Annotated in this window: 20 protein-coding genes; 6 read left to right on the plus strand and 14 right to left on the minus strand. The window is 38.9% G+C overall.

The window, feature by feature from the left end:
• The first annotated feature begins 21 nt into the window (after positions 1–21).
• Positions 22–477 carry a hypothetical protein gene (locus ACTQZM_RS04120; RefSeq protein ID WP_441652985.1) on the plus strand — a complete coding sequence of 152 codons (456 nt, stop codon included), beginning with the start codon at positions 22–24 and terminating at the stop codon, positions 475–477.
• 47 nt (positions 478–524) lie between these two features.
• Here the strand turns inward: ACTQZM_RS04120 and ACTQZM_RS04125 are convergent, their stop codons facing one another.
• The 5 genes from ACTQZM_RS04125 to ACTQZM_RS04145 all read right to left on the minus strand — a co-directional run bounded on the left by ACTQZM_RS04125 (position 525) and on the right by ACTQZM_RS04145 (position 4,841).
• On the minus strand, positions 525–1,967 hold the full coding sequence (locus ACTQZM_RS04125) for a WD40/YVTN/BNR-like repeat-containing protein (RefSeq protein ID WP_441652986.1): 1,443 nt from the start codon (positions 1,965–1,967) through the stop codon (positions 525–527).
• A 348-nt stretch (positions 1,968–2,315) separates the two neighbouring features.
• On the minus strand, positions 2,316–2,813 hold the full coding sequence (locus tag ACTQZM_RS04130) for a VanZ family protein (protein WP_047343105.1): 498 nt from the start codon (positions 2,811–2,813) through the stop codon (positions 2,316–2,318).
• 177 nt (positions 2,814–2,990) lie between these two features.
• Positions 2,991–3,536, minus strand: a complete 546-nt coding sequence (locus ACTQZM_RS04135) for a TIGR01440 family protein (RefSeq protein WP_441652987.1) — start codon at positions 3,534–3,536, stop codon at positions 2,991–2,993.
• Complete coding sequence (locus ACTQZM_RS04140) at positions 3,537–4,034, minus strand: ECF transporter S component (protein WP_047339226.1); 498 nt, start codon at positions 4,032–4,034, stop codon at positions 3,537–3,539.
• 9 nt (positions 4,035–4,043) lie between these two features.
• Positions 4,044–4,841 carry a hydroxymethylpyrimidine/phosphomethylpyrimidine kinase gene (locus tag ACTQZM_RS04145; protein ID WP_441652988.1) on the minus strand — a complete coding sequence of 266 codons (798 nt, stop codon included), beginning with the start codon at positions 4,839–4,841 and terminating at the stop codon, positions 4,044–4,046.
• 186 nt (positions 4,842–5,027) lie between these two features.
• Between ACTQZM_RS04145 and ACTQZM_RS04150 the strand changes: the two genes are divergently transcribed.
• Both ACTQZM_RS04150 and ACTQZM_RS04155 read left to right on the plus strand, forming a co-directional pair.
• Entirely contained in the window at positions 5,028–6,812 is a 1,785-nt protein-coding gene (locus ACTQZM_RS04150) for a M3 family oligoendopeptidase (protein WP_441652989.1), read from the plus strand.
• Between the two features lie 74 nt (positions 6,813–6,886).
• Positions 6,887–7,453: a GNAT family N-acetyltransferase gene (locus ACTQZM_RS04155; protein ID WP_441652990.1), complete on the plus strand. Its 567-nt coding sequence runs from the start codon at positions 6,887–6,889 to the stop codon at positions 7,451–7,453.
• 188 nt (positions 7,454–7,641) lie between these two features.
• Here the strand turns inward: ACTQZM_RS04155 and ACTQZM_RS04160 are convergent, their stop codons facing one another.
• Positions 7,642–8,007, minus strand: coding sequence for a winged helix-turn-helix transcriptional regulator (locus tag ACTQZM_RS04160; protein WP_016250357.1), 366 nt, complete (start codon positions 8,005–8,007; stop codon positions 7,642–7,644).
• A 120-nt stretch (positions 8,008–8,127) separates the two neighbouring features.
• Here ACTQZM_RS04160 and ACTQZM_RS04165 point away from each other — a divergent pair, with 120 nt between their 5' ends.
• Together ACTQZM_RS04165 and ACTQZM_RS04170 are read left to right on the plus strand one after the other, a co-directional pair.
• Positions 8,128–9,174, plus strand: coding sequence for an LLM class flavin-dependent oxidoreductase (locus ACTQZM_RS04165; RefSeq protein ID WP_441652991.1), 1,047 nt, complete (start codon positions 8,128–8,130; stop codon positions 9,172–9,174).
• 94 nt (positions 9,175–9,268) lie between these two features.
• Positions 9,269–9,505 (plus strand): hypothetical protein, encoded by a 237-nt coding sequence (locus tag ACTQZM_RS04170; RefSeq protein ID WP_016250359.1) that lies wholly within the window; start codon positions 9,269–9,271, stop codon positions 9,503–9,505.
• A 20-nt stretch (positions 9,506–9,525) separates the two neighbouring features.
• Here ACTQZM_RS04170 and ACTQZM_RS04175 read toward each other — a convergent pair whose 3' ends face one another.
• The 7 genes from ACTQZM_RS04175 to ACTQZM_RS04205 all read right to left on the minus strand — a co-directional run bounded on the left by ACTQZM_RS04175 (position 9,526) and on the right by ACTQZM_RS04205 (position 15,293).
• Entirely contained in the window at positions 9,526–11,970 is a 2,445-nt protein-coding gene (locus ACTQZM_RS04175; RefSeq protein ID WP_441652992.1) for a heavy metal translocating P-type ATPase, read from the minus strand.
• A 427-nt stretch (positions 11,971–12,397) separates the two neighbouring features.
• Positions 12,398–12,709, minus strand: a complete 312-nt coding sequence (locus ACTQZM_RS04180; protein ID WP_349278633.1) for a hypothetical protein — start codon at positions 12,707–12,709, stop codon at positions 12,398–12,400.
• 42 nt (positions 12,710–12,751) lie between these two features.
• Positions 12,752–13,522 (minus strand): DUF6681 family protein, encoded by a 771-nt coding sequence (locus ACTQZM_RS04185; RefSeq protein ID WP_441652993.1) that lies wholly within the window; start codon positions 13,520–13,522, stop codon positions 12,752–12,754.
• Positions 13,523–13,535: 13 nt separating this feature from the next.
• Positions 13,536–13,994 carry a hypothetical protein gene (locus tag ACTQZM_RS04190; protein WP_441652994.1) on the minus strand — a complete coding sequence of 153 codons (459 nt, stop codon included), beginning with the start codon at positions 13,992–13,994 and terminating at the stop codon, positions 13,536–13,538.
• A 174-nt stretch (positions 13,995–14,168) separates the two neighbouring features.
• Positions 14,169–14,489, minus strand: coding sequence for a type II toxin-antitoxin system RelE/ParE family toxin (locus tag ACTQZM_RS04195; protein ID WP_441652995.1), 321 nt, complete (start codon positions 14,487–14,489; stop codon positions 14,169–14,171).
• Between the two features lie 4 nt (positions 14,490–14,493).
• Complete coding sequence (locus ACTQZM_RS04200; protein ID WP_441652996.1) at positions 14,494–14,796, minus strand: type II toxin-antitoxin system RelB/DinJ family antitoxin; 303 nt, start codon at positions 14,794–14,796, stop codon at positions 14,494–14,496.
• A gap of 146 nt (positions 14,797–14,942) precedes the next feature.
• Positions 14,943–15,293: a bacteriocin immunity protein gene (locus ACTQZM_RS04205; protein WP_441652997.1), complete on the minus strand. Its 351-nt coding sequence runs from the start codon at positions 15,291–15,293 to the stop codon at positions 14,943–14,945.
• Positions 15,294–15,566: 273 nt separating this feature from the next.
• On the opposite strand from ACTQZM_RS04205, the gene ACTQZM_RS04210 reads away from it, so the two are divergent.
• Positions 15,567–15,869, plus strand: a complete 303-nt coding sequence (locus ACTQZM_RS04210; RefSeq protein ID WP_243198114.1) for a MazG-like protein — start codon at positions 15,567–15,569, stop codon at positions 15,867–15,869.
• Between the two features lie 51 nt (positions 15,870–15,920).
• Here the strand turns inward: ACTQZM_RS04210 and ACTQZM_RS04215 are convergent, their stop codons facing one another.
• Complete coding sequence (locus ACTQZM_RS04215; protein WP_087402305.1) at positions 15,921–16,232, minus strand: heavy metal-binding domain-containing protein; 312 nt, start codon at positions 16,230–16,232, stop codon at positions 15,921–15,923.
• Position 16,233: the final 1 nt, after the last annotated feature.

A 16,233-nucleotide genomic window follows, 5' to 3' on the forward strand; every position in this document is an offset into this window, starting at 1 on the left:
ACAATTCAAGAGGTGATTGGTATGCGTCAATTTCTAAGATTCCTATTATCGATTGGTTTACTTTTTATACTTACAGGCTGCCAAAGTACTGCCAGTAAATCTGCTGAAACTCATGAAAGCACCCAAAAGACAAGTTTAAGTACTGCCCTGAGTAATTCGACAACAACCAGTACGCAACAGGCTACCACGCAAACACTCAGCAAAACGTATCAAAGTCTAAGTGATATTCCTAAAACCTTAACAGAGGAAAAGCAAACGTGGCAATTATTATCCGTTGACGTAAAAAACGAGAGTCAGCTAGAAGCCACCTTCATTCCTGAAACTGATCACACGCAAGCAAAAGACGAATGGACCGAAAAATACACGGACCTCAAAGCTATTCCTAAAACGATTACACAAGCAAACCACAGCTATCATCTTATCAGAGTACAATTGATTGGCGAAGTATTCGAAGCAACCTTTACCAGCGAAAAATAAAATATTAGCAAACAGGCCAGAGATGACATGCATTCTGACCTGTTTTTTCATTTATTTTCAAAAGTCCATGTAACACCCTCATCTTGAGAATAAAAGCTTAAGTGTTCTGTCTCGCTGGCACTTGTAGATACATGAATGACCAGTTTACCCTCTTGATAAAATGGCATAGAAAGATATTGAAAATCCTCCAATTTCAATCCATAGGTCTTTACTTTTTCTGGCATTTCTTTCAATTGATTAAAGGGAAGAAGTACCTCTGTAAATGTTTTTCCGCCATCTTTGGTCATAAATATTTGAGAATGTGTCTGTGAAGCACCTGTCACACCGATAAAACCAAAGTCACTCGTAAAAAATTCGATCCCTTCTGCCACACCAGCTACTCCAGCAAACGGATTTTCATGTATCATCTGCCAGTGCGTTCCGCTATCTTCTGTTTTTTCTAGCACATAGTATCTAGATCCGGCTGCTGCATCTGCCACTTTTAAGCGATAACCAATAGATTTCTGTTCAGGAACAAAATAATACACACTACCATCCTGTGAATCTGTAGTCCATGTTTCGCTTTGCTGTGATTGGTTGATTATTTGCTTTTCTTGGGATTGATCGATTGAATCTGGCGTAAGATATTTTGGATTCAGAATTAATCGTAAAGGCGAAATATCTTCACGCTGTGGAATAAATAAGGAAACGGCAAAACCTTCGACAGCTCCTCCATTGTTGAGTTTAGCCAGTTCTTCTCTTCCTTTTTCGTCTATGGATTCCAAACCTTCTGCTGTTGTAAATTGGCGTTTCCCAGTGTAAAGAAGGCCATATACATCGGCATCATTTGTAACTGTCAATGGAGAAATTTTTGCCCGAATATCCACCTGATTGAACATTTGAAGTAAGGGCGCAAATGAGGCAGCTTCATCAAAAGTAGTGTTTGCCTTGCCATTCATCTGAATAATGAGCTTTTTAGATTGTGCTTCATCGTAGGAAAGCAAAAAAGTCTGAACCTTTCCCGAAGTATCGCGTCCGTATAAAAAACCATCCACCTTTGTTATGGTGCCATTCTTTTTAAACTGCACAGAAAATTCATCCAGCACATACAATGTGTCTGGTACGTTCATTTTTTTCCTGATATCCTTTAACAAACCATATACGCCATCCTGATAAAGATTACGATGGACGAATTCGACTTGCTTCTCATTTAAGAGTTGCATTATCTTCCAGGAGAGTTGCCCATGATAAGGAATCCCTGTATAAGTAATCAAGCCACCAAAAAACAGCGTAATTGCTAGAAAAGTAATCAGGCGAATCCGACTAAAAGAAGGCCAGTTTCCAAGACCTCTTAGAATCAACTTTACAAGCAAAAATACAATGAGTATCCCCAAGCAAATCAGTAAAAGAGGCAGTCTACTTCTAAGCCCTCCTTTAAAACAAATCTGGTATACTTGATAAAGAACAAACGCATACAGCAGCAAAATCAGCCAGTCAACACTTTTTTTCATAAATAAATACTCCTTGAAATCAACGAATTCACCATAACATCAGATTATTTTCAGATTTAAACTAAATTAGACACAATAATAAGCAAAATAATCTTTACTTAACTATTGTACAATGAAATAGACTGTATAGACTACTCCTAATATTTCTGCATTATTATCTTAACCTTATCTGACAAAGTTCCTATAAGAATTTTGTTGAAAGGTTCATCCAGAAGTTTGATAGTTTTGTGAACAAATGATTACGCACCATCTTGAGACTGCCTTAAAAGAACGGTGCGACCGAATCATTGAACTATAAAATAAGCCCTTATCTCTGACTTTACTTCAAAGATAAGGGCTTAAAGTTTGCTATCTTTTCTTCCATGCACGAAACAACAATACAATTACTACGGCACATAAAGCTCCAGCACCATCTAGCATCACATCTTGGAATAATGGTGTCCGTCCACCGGTTAACATTTGGTGAAACTCATCGCTGGCCGCATAACCCAAAGCCGCAAAAACACTAACCGGGGCACACAGCCAAGCAAGATTTAATTTCGCGCTTAATCCTAAAAATAAACTTCCACCTAAAATAAAGTAAGTGGTAAAGTGAGCAGCTTTGCGAATAAAAAATTCCACAAAATGAAAATAACCCGAATGTGCAATACTCACGGTTGAACCGGCATAATCAAAAGAAATCTTACTCAACCAGTCACGTAGCGGCTCGTCTTTTAATAGTTTGGTCAGCAAAGATATTTGAGATTGTTGCTCATAAGTTTGCGATGAACTGTAAAATAAGATTGCCATCATGATTAACGTAACAATAAGATAAAAGTTCCCATTTTTTCTAGATTGTTTAAACATTTTTGTCCTCTACTTATGTCATTATTATGAAGAAATACTTGACCTACTTCTTTTCTTTTTATAGCTTAACACGAATGACAACTTTTGAATAGTCGATATCTTTTGAAGTAGAGCGGACTTTCCCGACGTTCCGGACAACCTTATCCGCTCGTGGCTGAGCAAGTCGCTTCACAACCTTTATTCATATTTTGCGCGTGGGCCGCCGATGTATTTTGGTCGGCTATAAAGGGCAGTTACATGTGCACCGCCAAGTTCGCGGATACTTGGGCGAATCGGTACTTGGACGTGTTTGATATGCATGCCAATTGAGGTATCTCCTAAATCGATTCCTGCTTTGGCCACGAGATGCTCCACTTCGACTGGTTCGGTAAAATAGCGAAAAGCAGCCACACTACAAGCCCCACCTGCATGTAACTGAGGGACAACGGCAACTTCTTCTAGATTGTAACGTTCTTGCGCGGCTCTTTCCACAACCAGGGCACGATTTAAATGCTCACACCCTTGGACTGCTAGAAAAATTTGCTGCTCTGACAAAATCGCAAGCAAAGTTTCAACGACCCATTCTCCAATCTCTTGACTCGAATTTTTGCCAATCACGCCACCAGCAATTTCACTAGTGGAACAACCCAAGACAAAAATATCCCCGGCTTTTAGCTGTGCTTTAGCCAAAACCTCTCGCGTAATCGTTGTTAACTCACGGATTAATCGTTCTTTTTCAATCATTTACTTTACCCCCAGATGTAGCATTTTCTTACTGCGCGAAATAGCTCCATAGCTTAAATAGGTCACACCCATTCCAAATGCCGTCTGAACGATATTTCCTGGAATCGAGGCAATCCCTGCTGGCCATGTATAAAGCAGACTGGTCGCAAAAAAATAACCAACAACCATCCACACACTAGCTAAAAGTAAACTCCAAACTTTGGCAAAGGGTAGACCACTATGAAAGAGTTGACCGGCAATATATCCTTGAAGTCCATGAATTACAAAAGAAAAAATCATCCACTGTGGATATCCTGATAATAAGTCAATGAGCCCGCCACTTAAACTACCCACAATCAAACCACCTGTGCCACCAAATAAACAAGCACTCAAATAAATACCCACTTCACACAATGTCACAATTCCTTTTGTCGCAGGTATTGGAATAATCACCATCATTGATAAGGCGACGGTCAAAGCTGTCATCATCGCCAATTGTGCTAATCTTTTTACTTTCATTTTCTTCACCTAATTTCCTTTTATTTGCGGCCAAACATTGCCACTTTCCTCTGTGACAAAAAATCCAGCTTGAATGGCCTGATACACATATTTTTTAGCTTCCTGACTGGCTCCAAGAAGTGAATGATTTTGTGCCAATGCCCCACACAACGCACTGGATAAACAGCAACCCGCACCATTGATTGTCGCCTGCTTGATTTTGGGTGCCTGTAAAACATGAACCACATCATCCAAAACCAAAAAGTCCACTGCTTGATTGCCTGACAAACGCGCGCCAACTTTCAAGTAAACCGCACACTGAAACCGCGCTTGCAAACTTTGGGCCAAATTCTGCACGCTAGCCAGGTCATCGGGAATCTTTTCTCCCAATAATAAACAAGCTTCTGGCAAATTCGGCGTAAGGATGGTCGCAATTGCCAATAAGGGTTGTAAAGCAGCAAGATAGTCTTGATTCGCTTGCTGAGAAGTTTCCTTAAAAGCCAATACCGGATCAATGACTATCGGAATTTTTCCAATAAACGGCTGACAAAATTGATAAACTGCTTTTATTTGTTCAGGATTTGCTAGCAGTCCAATCTTAATGCCCGCCAATCGATTTTGAAAATTTTGCGCAATCGTAGCCAGTTGCATCTCAAAGGTTGCAATGTCCATTTCGTGAAAAACAAATTCTCCTTGCTCTATACCAGCCACTAGACTAATCACGCTCAACGAAAAGAAACCATAATGCTCCATCGTTTTCATATCTGTACCAATACCGCCACCGCCGAGCACATCTAGCCCGCCAATGGTTAATAAACATCGCTTCATCCATACACCTCACTTCTTTTCTTTTATTATACCGATTTTTGATGATTCCCCTACAACCAATTGGACGAAAATTTACCCAACCAATTTATGATTTTCAAATCAGCTAGTTCTGCTTCCCTTTTCCTAGCTTTTTCAAGAAAATAACATTATAATGAGAATGATTTCATAATTGAAAGGATGACTGAAATGAAGTATGCAATCAACTGGGATTTAGAATCAATTTTTGCTGGCGGAAGTAGTTCTGAAAGCTTGCAACAAGAATTACAAGAAATCAGCACAAAAATAAAAGAATTCCACCAATTAGTCGACGCTTTTACACCAAATACTGAAAATCAAGTAGAAGCATTGACCGATATTTTAGCAGTTCACGAAGAAATTCAAAAAAGCTTTACTGAATGTGGCTCATTTATCGAAGCTTTGAACTCTGCAAATATCCACGACCAACAAGCCAAATTATTAACTGGTCAACTTTACAGCAATCTTCCTGCTTTTCAACTAGCCACAACAATTTTAAATAAGAAATTTGCTAGCTACAGCGAAGAAGATTGGCAAAACTTAATGACACACTTTAGTCAAATTGCTTTCCGACTATCTGAAATGCGCAGAGATGGCCAAGAATTATTAGATGAACAATCTGAAAATATTATCAATACCTTGGCACTAGATGGTCAAAGTGCTTGGAGTCAACACTACGATACCATCGTCGCAAGTATCCAAATTCCATTTAACGGCGAAATGCTTTCAGCCGGTCAAGCCTTCAACACCATGATGTCTAGCCAAGATAAAGCGGTCCGTCAAGAATTATTCGAAAAATGGGAAAAAGCTTGGAGCGAAAAAGCAGATATTTTTGCTGACACGTTAAATCACTTGGATGGGTTCCGTTTAAATAACTACAAATTACACGGCGTACAAGATTACCTAAAACAACCTTTGGAATACAACCGTTTGGACAAAGAAACGCTAGACATGATGTGGGGAACCATTCAAAAAAATAAACAACCAATTATCGACTTCTTGACACGTAAAGCGCAATTGTTCGGTAAGGATAAAATGGATTGGCAAGACCAAGATGCACCGATTGTTTTAGGTGATTTTGAAGAACGTCGCTATACTTTTGATCAAGCCGCAGATTTTATCGTGGAAAACTTTAAGAAATTTTCTCCTAAAATGTCTGAATTTGCGCAAATGGCCTTTGATAAAGCCTGGATTGAAGCAGAAGATCGCCCTGGTAAACGTCCTGGTGGTTATTGTACAAGTCTACCTAAGTCACAAGAATCTCGTATCTTTATGACTTATGGTGAATCAGTCAATGAAGTTTCCACTTTGGCGCACGAATTAGGACATGCTTTCCATAGCCATGTCATGTGGGATTTACCTACTTTGAACCAAGACTACGCGATGAACGTTGCTGAAACGGCAAGTACTTTTGCAGAATTAATCGTGGCAGATGCAACCTTAAAAGAAGCCAAAACAGATGAAGAAAAAATCAATTTGCTAGATGTGAAATTACAAAATGCAATTGCAATGTTTATGAACATTCACGCACGCTTTATCTTTGAAAGCAACTTCTATGCAGCACGTCAAAAAGGCTTAGTAGCAACGGATGAAATTACACGTTTAATGGTCGAAGCACAAAAAGAAGCTTATATCGATGGTTTAGGCAGCTATCACCCACATTTCTGGGCAGCTAAACTACACTTCTTTATTGATGAAGTACCATTTTATAACTTCCCATACACATTTGGTTACTTATTCAGCTTAGGAATTTATGCCAAAGCTAGCCAACATGCAGATGGTTTTGAAGATCAATACATTGCGTTACTCCGCGATACAGCAAGTATGACGACGGAAGAATTAGCGAAAAAACACCTAGATACCGACTTACACCAAGCAACTTTCTGGCAAGCAGGTATCGATATGGTTCTAAAAGATATCGCAACCTTCATGGAATTAACAGAAAAATATATCTAATTTGTTACAGATTAAATGCGCACCCTATATCTAATCGCTATGGTATAGGGTGTGTTTTGGTAAGGAGGATTTTGATGGAATATATTACCCCCATACTAACTACACAACGATTAATCTTACGCCCACTCAGTGTTGAAGACGCCCATGAAATGTTTCATCATTGGGCTAGTGATACTAAAGTAACAAAATACCTCACCTGGACAGCTTATCAATATGAGCATGAAGTAAAAGAGCGACTCCGATTACGGGAAAAACGCTACCAAAACAAAGAAATACTGGACTGGGGATTGGTGGTCAAAGAAACAAATACATTAATTGGCACAATCACCGTGGTTGAATATGATGAAAATATTGGCACAATGGAGATTGGTTATGCCATTGGTCGCCCTTGGTGGCATCAAGGATATACGTCAGAAGCATTCAGCCGAGTGATTACCTACTTATTTGAACACTACCCTTGGTTAAACCGTATTGAAGCAAGTCATGACGTGAACAATCCAAATTCCGGTAAAGTAATGCAAAAATGTGGACTACAATTTGAAGGAATTCTGCGACAAAAAGGAAAAAATAACTGTGGAATTGTTGATATTGCGATGTATGCTATCTTACGCAAAGATTATCTTTCACAAAATACTCCATAGCATTGAACAAATACCCGTTGTAAAAATTCGTCCTCCCATCTATATGTTTCTCAACGGAAGATAAACTTCTGAATTTTTTCCTGTCTGATTACACAGTTTAAGACCTCATAATGAAAACGCATGACTCATTCACTTTGAGTCATGCGTTTTTGCAACAAAAAAGCCCACTATAAAAGCGGGCTTTTCTCTTATCCTCGATTTTTTTGTTCCAGATAAGCGCGATGTTTTAAACCGAAATAATGTAATTGGTCCAAAATAGGTGCTAATTCTTTACCATGTTCCGTCAAGCAATACTCGACTTTTGGTGGAACAGTTGGGTAAACGACACGCTTAATTAAATCTTCTGCCTCTAATTCGCGCAAATTTTTCGTCAACATTTTCTGCGTAATACCAGGAATCGCTCGTTGTAAGACTGAAAAACGTACGGTCGGATTTTTAAATATTTGCATCAGGATTTTCAATTTCCACTTACCGCTCAAGACTTCCAAACCATCTTCCACACGGCAAGTCATCACATTAAGCGTCTTAGGATTTGCGATTGTTTCTTCGTTCATAGGCCATTCCTTCCAATAGTATCTTTTTGGTAACTAGGGCAATAAAAAGTGCCTACTTCTCAAATGCTTTTTGATGTTCTATAGTGATTATACGAAAAAGAAAAGAAAAGAGGAAATAAAATGATTGAATTAGGAATTTCTACTTTTGGTGAAACAACCCCTATTGAACATACCGGCGAAGTATTATCCCACGATCAACGCATTCGCAATATGATTAAAGAAATCGAGCTTGCCGATCAAGTCGGATTAGACATTTATGCCGTTGGTGAACATCACCGCAAAGATTTTGCCGTCTCTGCTCCTGAAATTATTCTAGCTGCAGGTGCCGTGAATACGAAACATATCAAGCTATCGAGCGCCACCACAAACATTTCGCCCAACGATCCCGTGCGCGTATTTCAAAATTTTGCAACAGTGGACGCTTTATCCAATGGTCGTGCAGAAATCATGCTTGGTCGCGGCTCATTTATCGAATCTTTCCCATTATTTGGTTATAACTTAGAAGATTATGAGGAATTATTCAATGAAAAATTAGCCATGATGCTAGAATTGAACAAAGGTGAAATACTGACATGGAAAGGAGATTTCACGCAAACAGTTGATCATCGGGGAGTCTATCCGCGTCCCGTTAATGGGAAGTTACCATTATGGGTAGCGACAGGCGGCTCACCAGATTCAACCTTACGTATCGCAAGTCTAGGCTTACCGATTGTTTATGCGATTATCGGAGGCAATCCAATGCATTTTAAACCATTAATTGATTACTATCATCGCGTGGGGAAAGCTTACCATCATCCTGCTGAAAACTTAAAAGTCGCCGCACATTCTTGGGGATTTGTGAAGGAAAATCATGAGGAGGCCATCGAGCAATATTTCCATCCTACGAAAACTTTAACCGATCAATTGGCTATGGAACGTCCACATTGGCAAGAAATGACAAAAGAACAATATCTACAAGCTGTTTCCGATGAAGGGGCGATGTTTGTCGGTAATGTTGAACATGTCGCGAACAAAATCATTCGTATCATGGAAACCCTTGGCCTAGAGCGCTTTATGCTGCATCTGCCGGTTGGTTCGATTCCTCATGAAGATACCATGCACGCGATTAAATTATATGGTGAGGAAGTCGCTCCTCGTGTAAGACACTATTTTGAGAAGAAAATCTAAGAAATAAAATAAAAATTTATGTTTTCATTTGAATTTTTTCTAAGCTTTTGCGACAATGAAGAAAACAGTTACCATAGGAGTTTATACGATTATTATGAGTAAAATCCATCGTCTCAGTCAAGTGGCTGCCTTTATCTTTTTGTTAGTCGCACTTAGTTCATTTTTACTTGTGTATGCCCCACTTCGCAGTATCGATGGGGATAAACAAAATTTGATTTTCTGGCTTGATTATGGGCTAATCATTTACCGCATCGGCATCTTCTCTTTGTGCCTAGCTGTATTTAGCCAACTTATCAGCCTGTTAAGCAAAAAAAGTGAAGCAACACAATAAACATGTTGCTTCACTTTTTGTTATCCTTTAAATCTTTTTAGACGTAGGGCATTTAATAATACTGAGACGGAACTAAAACTCATCGCCGCACCTGCTAACATCGGGTTAAGCAAAGGGCCACCGAATAAGTGTAATACCCCCATCGCTACCGGAATTCCTAAAACATTATACGCAAAAGCCCAGAATAAGTTTTCTTTGATATTGCGCATGGTAGCTTTACTCAAACGTAAGGCTGAAACGACACCATTTAAATCTCCGCGCATCAAAACGATATCGGCAGACTCAATGGCAATATCCGTACCTGTACCTATTGCGATACCAACATTTGCTTGGGCTAAAGCTGGGGCGTCATTAATGCCATCGCCAACCATCGCCACTTTTTTCCCTTGTGCTTGTAATTCTTGAATCACTTGTGACTTTTGATCTGGTAACACTTGGCTAATCACCTGCGTAATACCGGCTTGTTTGGCAATCGCTTGGGCAGTCTGTTCATTATCACCGGTTAACATCACAACTTCTAAGCCCATTTTTTGCAAGGCTTGAATCGCTTGAGGACTGCTTGTTTTGACCGGATCACTCACCGCAATAAGTCCAATCAATTCTCCTTGGCTTGCGACATACATCACCGTATTGCCCTGGCTAGATAATTGAGCCACTTGAGCTTGCACCGCTTCAATTTCGATATCAAAACTTTGCATGAGTTTTTCATTTCCTAATAGGACTTGTTTTTCATCGACTTTGGCTTGAATCCCTTGACCAGTCACGGTATGCACTTCAAAAGCTTGTCCAAGAGTGATCTGTGCCTCTTTGGCTGCTTGTAAAATGGCTTGAGCTAATGGGTGTTCTGAGCGTTTTTCGACACTGGCTGCTAAATAAAGCATTTCTTCAGTTGTGAAATTGGCAAAAGTTTGGATGTCGCGGACTTCTGGTTGACCTTTTGTAATCGTGCCAGTTTTATCAAGGACAATGGTTTGGATTTCTTGAGCAGTTTCTAGTGCTTCCCCATTTTTAAAGAGGACTCCTAGTTGTGCGCCTTTTCCAGTACCGACCATAATTGCCGTTGGAGTCGCCAAGCCCAATGCACATGGACATGCAATGACTAAAACGGAAATCATAATCGTTAAAGCAAACACTAAACCAGAGTGACCAAAAATCAACCAAGCAAGCCCGGCTAAAATGGCCAAGCTCATCACCACGGGAACAAAAATCGCTGAAACTTGATCGGCTAATTTAGCAATCGGTGCCTTGGTGCCTTGTGCTTCTTCAACTAATTGAACGATTTGTGAAAGGGTGGTATCTTCGCCGACTTTGGTTGCTTTAAATTGGAAGCTCCCTGTCTTATTAATGGAAGCACCAATAACAGTATCGCCCACTTGTTTTTCTACAGGCATGCTTTCTCCGGTCAACATCGATTCATCCACCGTACTTTGACCTTCTGTAATCACGCCATCGACTGGGATACGTTCTCCTGGTTTGACTAAAATGACATCTCCTACTGCCACTTGTGCGATATCGACTAATTTTTCTTTACCATCTTTCAAAACAACTGCTTTTTTCGGTGCTAAAGCTAATAATTCCTTGATAGCTTCCGAAGTTTTGCCTTTACTGATGGCTTCAAACGTTTTACCAAGCGTAATCAACGTCAAAATAACCGCTGCCGACTCATAATATAAATGCATGGCAAATTCCACTTGACCTTGATACACGGCAAATGTACCAACTAAACTATAGATAAAAGCGGCACTCGTTCCTAATGCGACCAAAGAATCCATATTCGGATGGCCCTTAAATAACATCTTAAAACCATTTAGATAAAAAGAGCGGCCAAAGTACAACACTGGCAAGGTTAAAACCAACTGCGCTGTCACAAAAGCAATCGGTGAGGTACTTGGATGAAGAAAACCAGGTAGTGGCAAGCCAACCATGTGTCCCATCGATAAATATAATAAAGGTGCCGTAAAGACTAATGAAAGAAAGAACCTACGCCACATTTGTTTAATAGCTGCTTGTTTTTCTTGCGCTAATTTTTCTTCATCGTCTTTTTTTAAGATAAACGCTTGATAGCCTGCTTCTTTGACCGCTTGCATGATTTCATTAGCTGTTAGTTCTTGATGATTATACTCAATATTTAATTTTTCCGTAGCTAAGTTCACATTGGCACTGGCAACCCCAGGTAAATTACGGGTCGCTTGCTCAATTTTGGCCGCACAAGATGCACAGCCCATCCCTTGAATCCCAAACACTTCTGTATCGCTTGGTTTAACTAATTCAAAACCGATTCCCTTCACCGCTTGCGCCATATCATCGACATTGACTTGGTTTTGTTCATAATCAACGGTTAGCTTTTCGCTGGCTAAATTCACATTGGCCCTCTTTACTCCCGGCAAGGCTTTAATCGTGCGTTCGACATTTTGCGCACACGAAGCACAGTGCATGCCTTTAATTGGATAAGTTGCCTGACTCATAAACATCCCTCACAATCTATATTTGCTTGCAAACAACTTGCAAGTTATTTCGTCTACATTTGTAATCAACTTACAACTATAGTGTACGCATCTAGGGTTCATTCGTCAATCATTTTTGCTTGATTTTTATGAAAAATGGCTATACTGTTTGACAAGCCAAGTGATTCTCATTTGAAAAAAATCGCTTACATGTTATACTTAAGCTAGTAGAGGAAGTCAGGCAGGAAAATAGTTGTTAAGCTTACGAAAAATGAAAGGTGTGAGCACAATGATGATGTATACTCATTTATTACCGTTGCTAAGTTTTATATTTGGACTCGTTCCCATCGCTTTACAAGTCGTGATGTGCGTATTACTATACAAAATCTGGCAGAAAATGAAATAAAAAAATAGGCTCGTCTAGCTATTGAAACTAGATGAGCCTTTTTTATTTTGTTTCACTAGACCACTCAAAGCCGTCAAATTGTTCGCCGTCATAATATTTCAGCAATTCTTCATAGCTAAGTAACGAAGAAGTCATCGGTTCTTCTTCTAAATCTTGGGCATATAATTTACGTTGCTCCTCGACATAAGCATAATACTGCTCCATCAAGGCTTTATTGAGTTCGCGCTTGGAGTTGGCCATGGCTTGCATATAGGGGAATTCTTGGATAAATCCTTGATAGACAGGCTTGCCATCTTGAACTTCTACAGGTAATTCGACAATATGTAAATCAATTTCTGAAAAATGTTCGAACATCACTTTCACCTCAAAACCATTATACACAAAACTCTTGCGCAATTATAGACTATGATGGCGTCTTGCTTGGCGTGAAATCGTCGGAACTTCCTTGACCACTTGATTTTTGGCCATTAATTTTAATTGATAAGGTTCGTGGAAAAGTTGACCATTCATATAAAAATCGCCACCAGATAAGAATAATCCCACTGGTTTCAATTCCTCCTCCTCGTTTAGGCGAATCATTCCGACTTCAAATAAACGTTGATAACTCGATCCGATGCGCACTACATATTCTTTTTGTCCGACTTGGGCCAAATCATAAAATGGAAAGAGTGTATTTTTTTCCAATGCATACCCTTGTTGCTGCTTGATAAAAGGCTCAGCAAGTGGCAATTGTTTGGTTTGGATACATTGTTCAACCACTTGATTGACTAGGAGTTGATAATCTTTGCCAAAGTGAATCGGTACTTGCATTAAGTCTAATTCGCCGGCAAAAGCATTATTTTTCTTAGAGCTGCTCGTTTGTATATTCAGCGCATCCTCTGGTAAATATTTGGCGAAAAGTTGCGTCACATCGTATTTAGAATTTTTATCCAGAAAATAATAAAAACTATTCAATACGATAAAATAAACCAAAACTAAAAAGACTAGGCTATATAAAAGCATTTGCAGATAGTGTTGATTTAAAAACAAGCCATAAATAATCCGCAAAATATACAAGGTCGGAAAAATACTAAGAATCGTATACGCGCGATTTAAATATTTGGGACTGATTTCCAAATAACCTAGAAACTTATGAAAAGAACTAATTAAATCAATTAATAATGTCAATTTCGTTCACCTCTTAGGACTGACTGGCTTCATTCGCATTTGCTTGCGTGTCTGTTTGGGGCTTTTCTTGTGTGCTACTCGTTGATTCTTGGGTCTTTTCTTGGTCGCTTTCAGTCTTATTTTGATTGTCTTGATTGGTATTTTGGTTATTGGTATTTTGATTTTGTTTCTCTTCTGTTGCGTTATTTTGACTCTCGGTATCTTGACTGGTTGTCGTCTGCGCTTTATCAGTGGTTTGGTCTTTTTTTGTCGGTGTACTTTCCGTCGAACTAGTTGTTGTTTGCGTTTTTTCTTCTTTTGTCGTACTCGTTTTTGGCGTGGAAACAACCGTGCTCGTAGTCGTTGTACTCGTTGGTGTTTTTACGCTTGGTTGACGGTAACTTTCACTATTGATAATTCCCGTTGTGGTCGCAATTAATACCGATAAAGTTAAGACGGCAATAGGTTTTACAATCGGCGCTACTTTCTTCAAAGCCTTTCCCTCTCTTCTTTGATTTCTTATTCTTTATACGCCGATTTGCTGAAACTTTCAATAAGTCCGCCTAAAACTTAGCCAACTTTTAAGAGTCTTAAGATTAACTTTACTTTTGTGAATTTTGCATGAAAAAAGCACCGGCGCAATTACCGATGCTCTTGATGTTTGCCCTTATTTCAATTGATTCACTACGTCCTGTCTCTTATTCAATATACGGACAACAAGAATTTGAGATTTTATTTTTATTAATTTGTAAAAGACGATATAGCTTTTCACATTAAAATATCTCAATCCTAAAGATGTCCACGGCTCATCAGGAAACACAGGATATCTTTCTGGAAATATTCTTAACTTTTCGATTGCAGAAATAATGGATAATACGTACCTACTAGCATATTCTTTTGAAGAGTAAAAAGTTAAATACTCTTTAATATTTATCAAATCATTATCCGCTTCTTTTGAGTATACAATATTCCAATAAACTGAGCTCATCAAGTTACTCCTCAAATTTTGCCTTTACTTCTGCAACAGTTAAAACTCTACCCTTTTCATAATCATCCAAGCCTTTTTGAATTTCACGGTCAAAGGCTTCTTTGGTTAAGGAATCATAATTTACTGGTTTTTGCGGTAGTTTTATTTCAAATGGGATTCTCTGTTGATTCACCACTTGTTGTAAAAACATGCTTAACGCGGTTGACATTGGGATTTGTAGCTGTTCGAGAACTTTTTCCGCTTCTTCTTTTAATTCGGGCGTCACTCTGGTAAAAATACTAGCTGTTTTTTTTGATGATACAGACACACTTATCGCCTCTTTCTTTTCTTCTTACCGTAAATTTAACACAACAAAAAGCAAAAAAGCAATCATTTGATATACAAACGATTGCTTTTAGTAAAAAGGATGTCAAGCAATGTACGATTCTTGCCTCACATCCTGTTATGATTCATCTATCTTCTAATTGGCATATACTCGGTTAAATCATAGAACTGTGATTTATCCACTGCATTGGCACGATATTGCCGATTGATACCCGCCTCATTAGCATAGTGGTTCAATTCGTTAATCAACCCTTCTTCTTGCGGTGTAAAATGTAAACGAGCATCCACTGCGGTTAGATAAATATAGTTTACGAGCTTACTCACCAAAATCGGCGGAGAAGGATTGGTGTCGATTTTTTTGTAAACTTGCAAGAGACAATCCGTAATATCTAACCATGATGTCGCTTGTTCTTCCTTCGTATGCGCAATTAGTAACTTATACAACTCATGTACCTTTTCTTTTACAGCTGATACTTCCATCACAAACCCCCCCCTCTTTAGCTATACTATCACTTCGAATTTCTTTGCTCACCCCATATTTAAGCGTTTACATTTTATCCGCTTAAAAAAGGAAAATCAAAAATTCAGAATTTTCCCATACCCTTATTTTACTCCTATTTTACTATTTACTCAAGAGATAAGTATTGGTTTCCGATTGACATCCAGCTTAGTTAAAGTATGCTATAATAAGCTAGGCCATGTACCTCTAGTCAAGAGTATTCGTGGTACGTTCAGCAAAAGTGAGGCAATCCGATGGAAGTTAACGAATTAATCAACCGCAGTATTCAAATTAGACAACGTTACCATGAATTAGAACGCCAGCATCATGGCAGCGAATGGTCAGTTGAAGAAGATCTTTTAGCTCTCAGTAATGATATTGGCAATCTCAATCGACTAGTGATGACCAAATTTGGCCGCTATTATGATGAGACACCCTATACTTTAGAACATAAATTAGCAGAAAATGTCTGGTGGTTAATTGAATTAGCGAATCGATTAGACATAGACATTGAACAAGAGCTCGAAAATTTTTTAACCGAAAAAGAACAATTATAAGCCAAAAAACGTTACTAACTCTCTCTTGAGCAGTAACGTTTTTGGGTTTCATTATTTAAATTTTACAGCTGTACCGTAAGCAACCACGCTTTGCATCTCTTGCATGATTGAGCCGCTATCAAAGCGCATCATGACAACCGCATCGGCACCCATGGCTTTGGCGTTTTCTTTCAAACGTTCAACTGCTACTTCCCGTGATTCTTCTAACATCTTCGTATAGGCTCTGACTTCTCCACCAACTAGACTCTTCAAACTTGCGCCAATATCTGAAAAGGCGTTTTTCGATTGGGTTGTTAAGCCAAATACTTCGCCAATAATTTCATATTCTTTTCCTGGAATTCTTTCTGTTGTTGTAACAATCATC

The organism is Enterococcus cecorum, assembly GCF_052119425.1.
Classification (GTDB): domain Bacteria; phylum Bacillota; class Bacilli; order Lactobacillales; family Enterococcaceae; genus Enterococcus_E; species Enterococcus_E cecorum_C.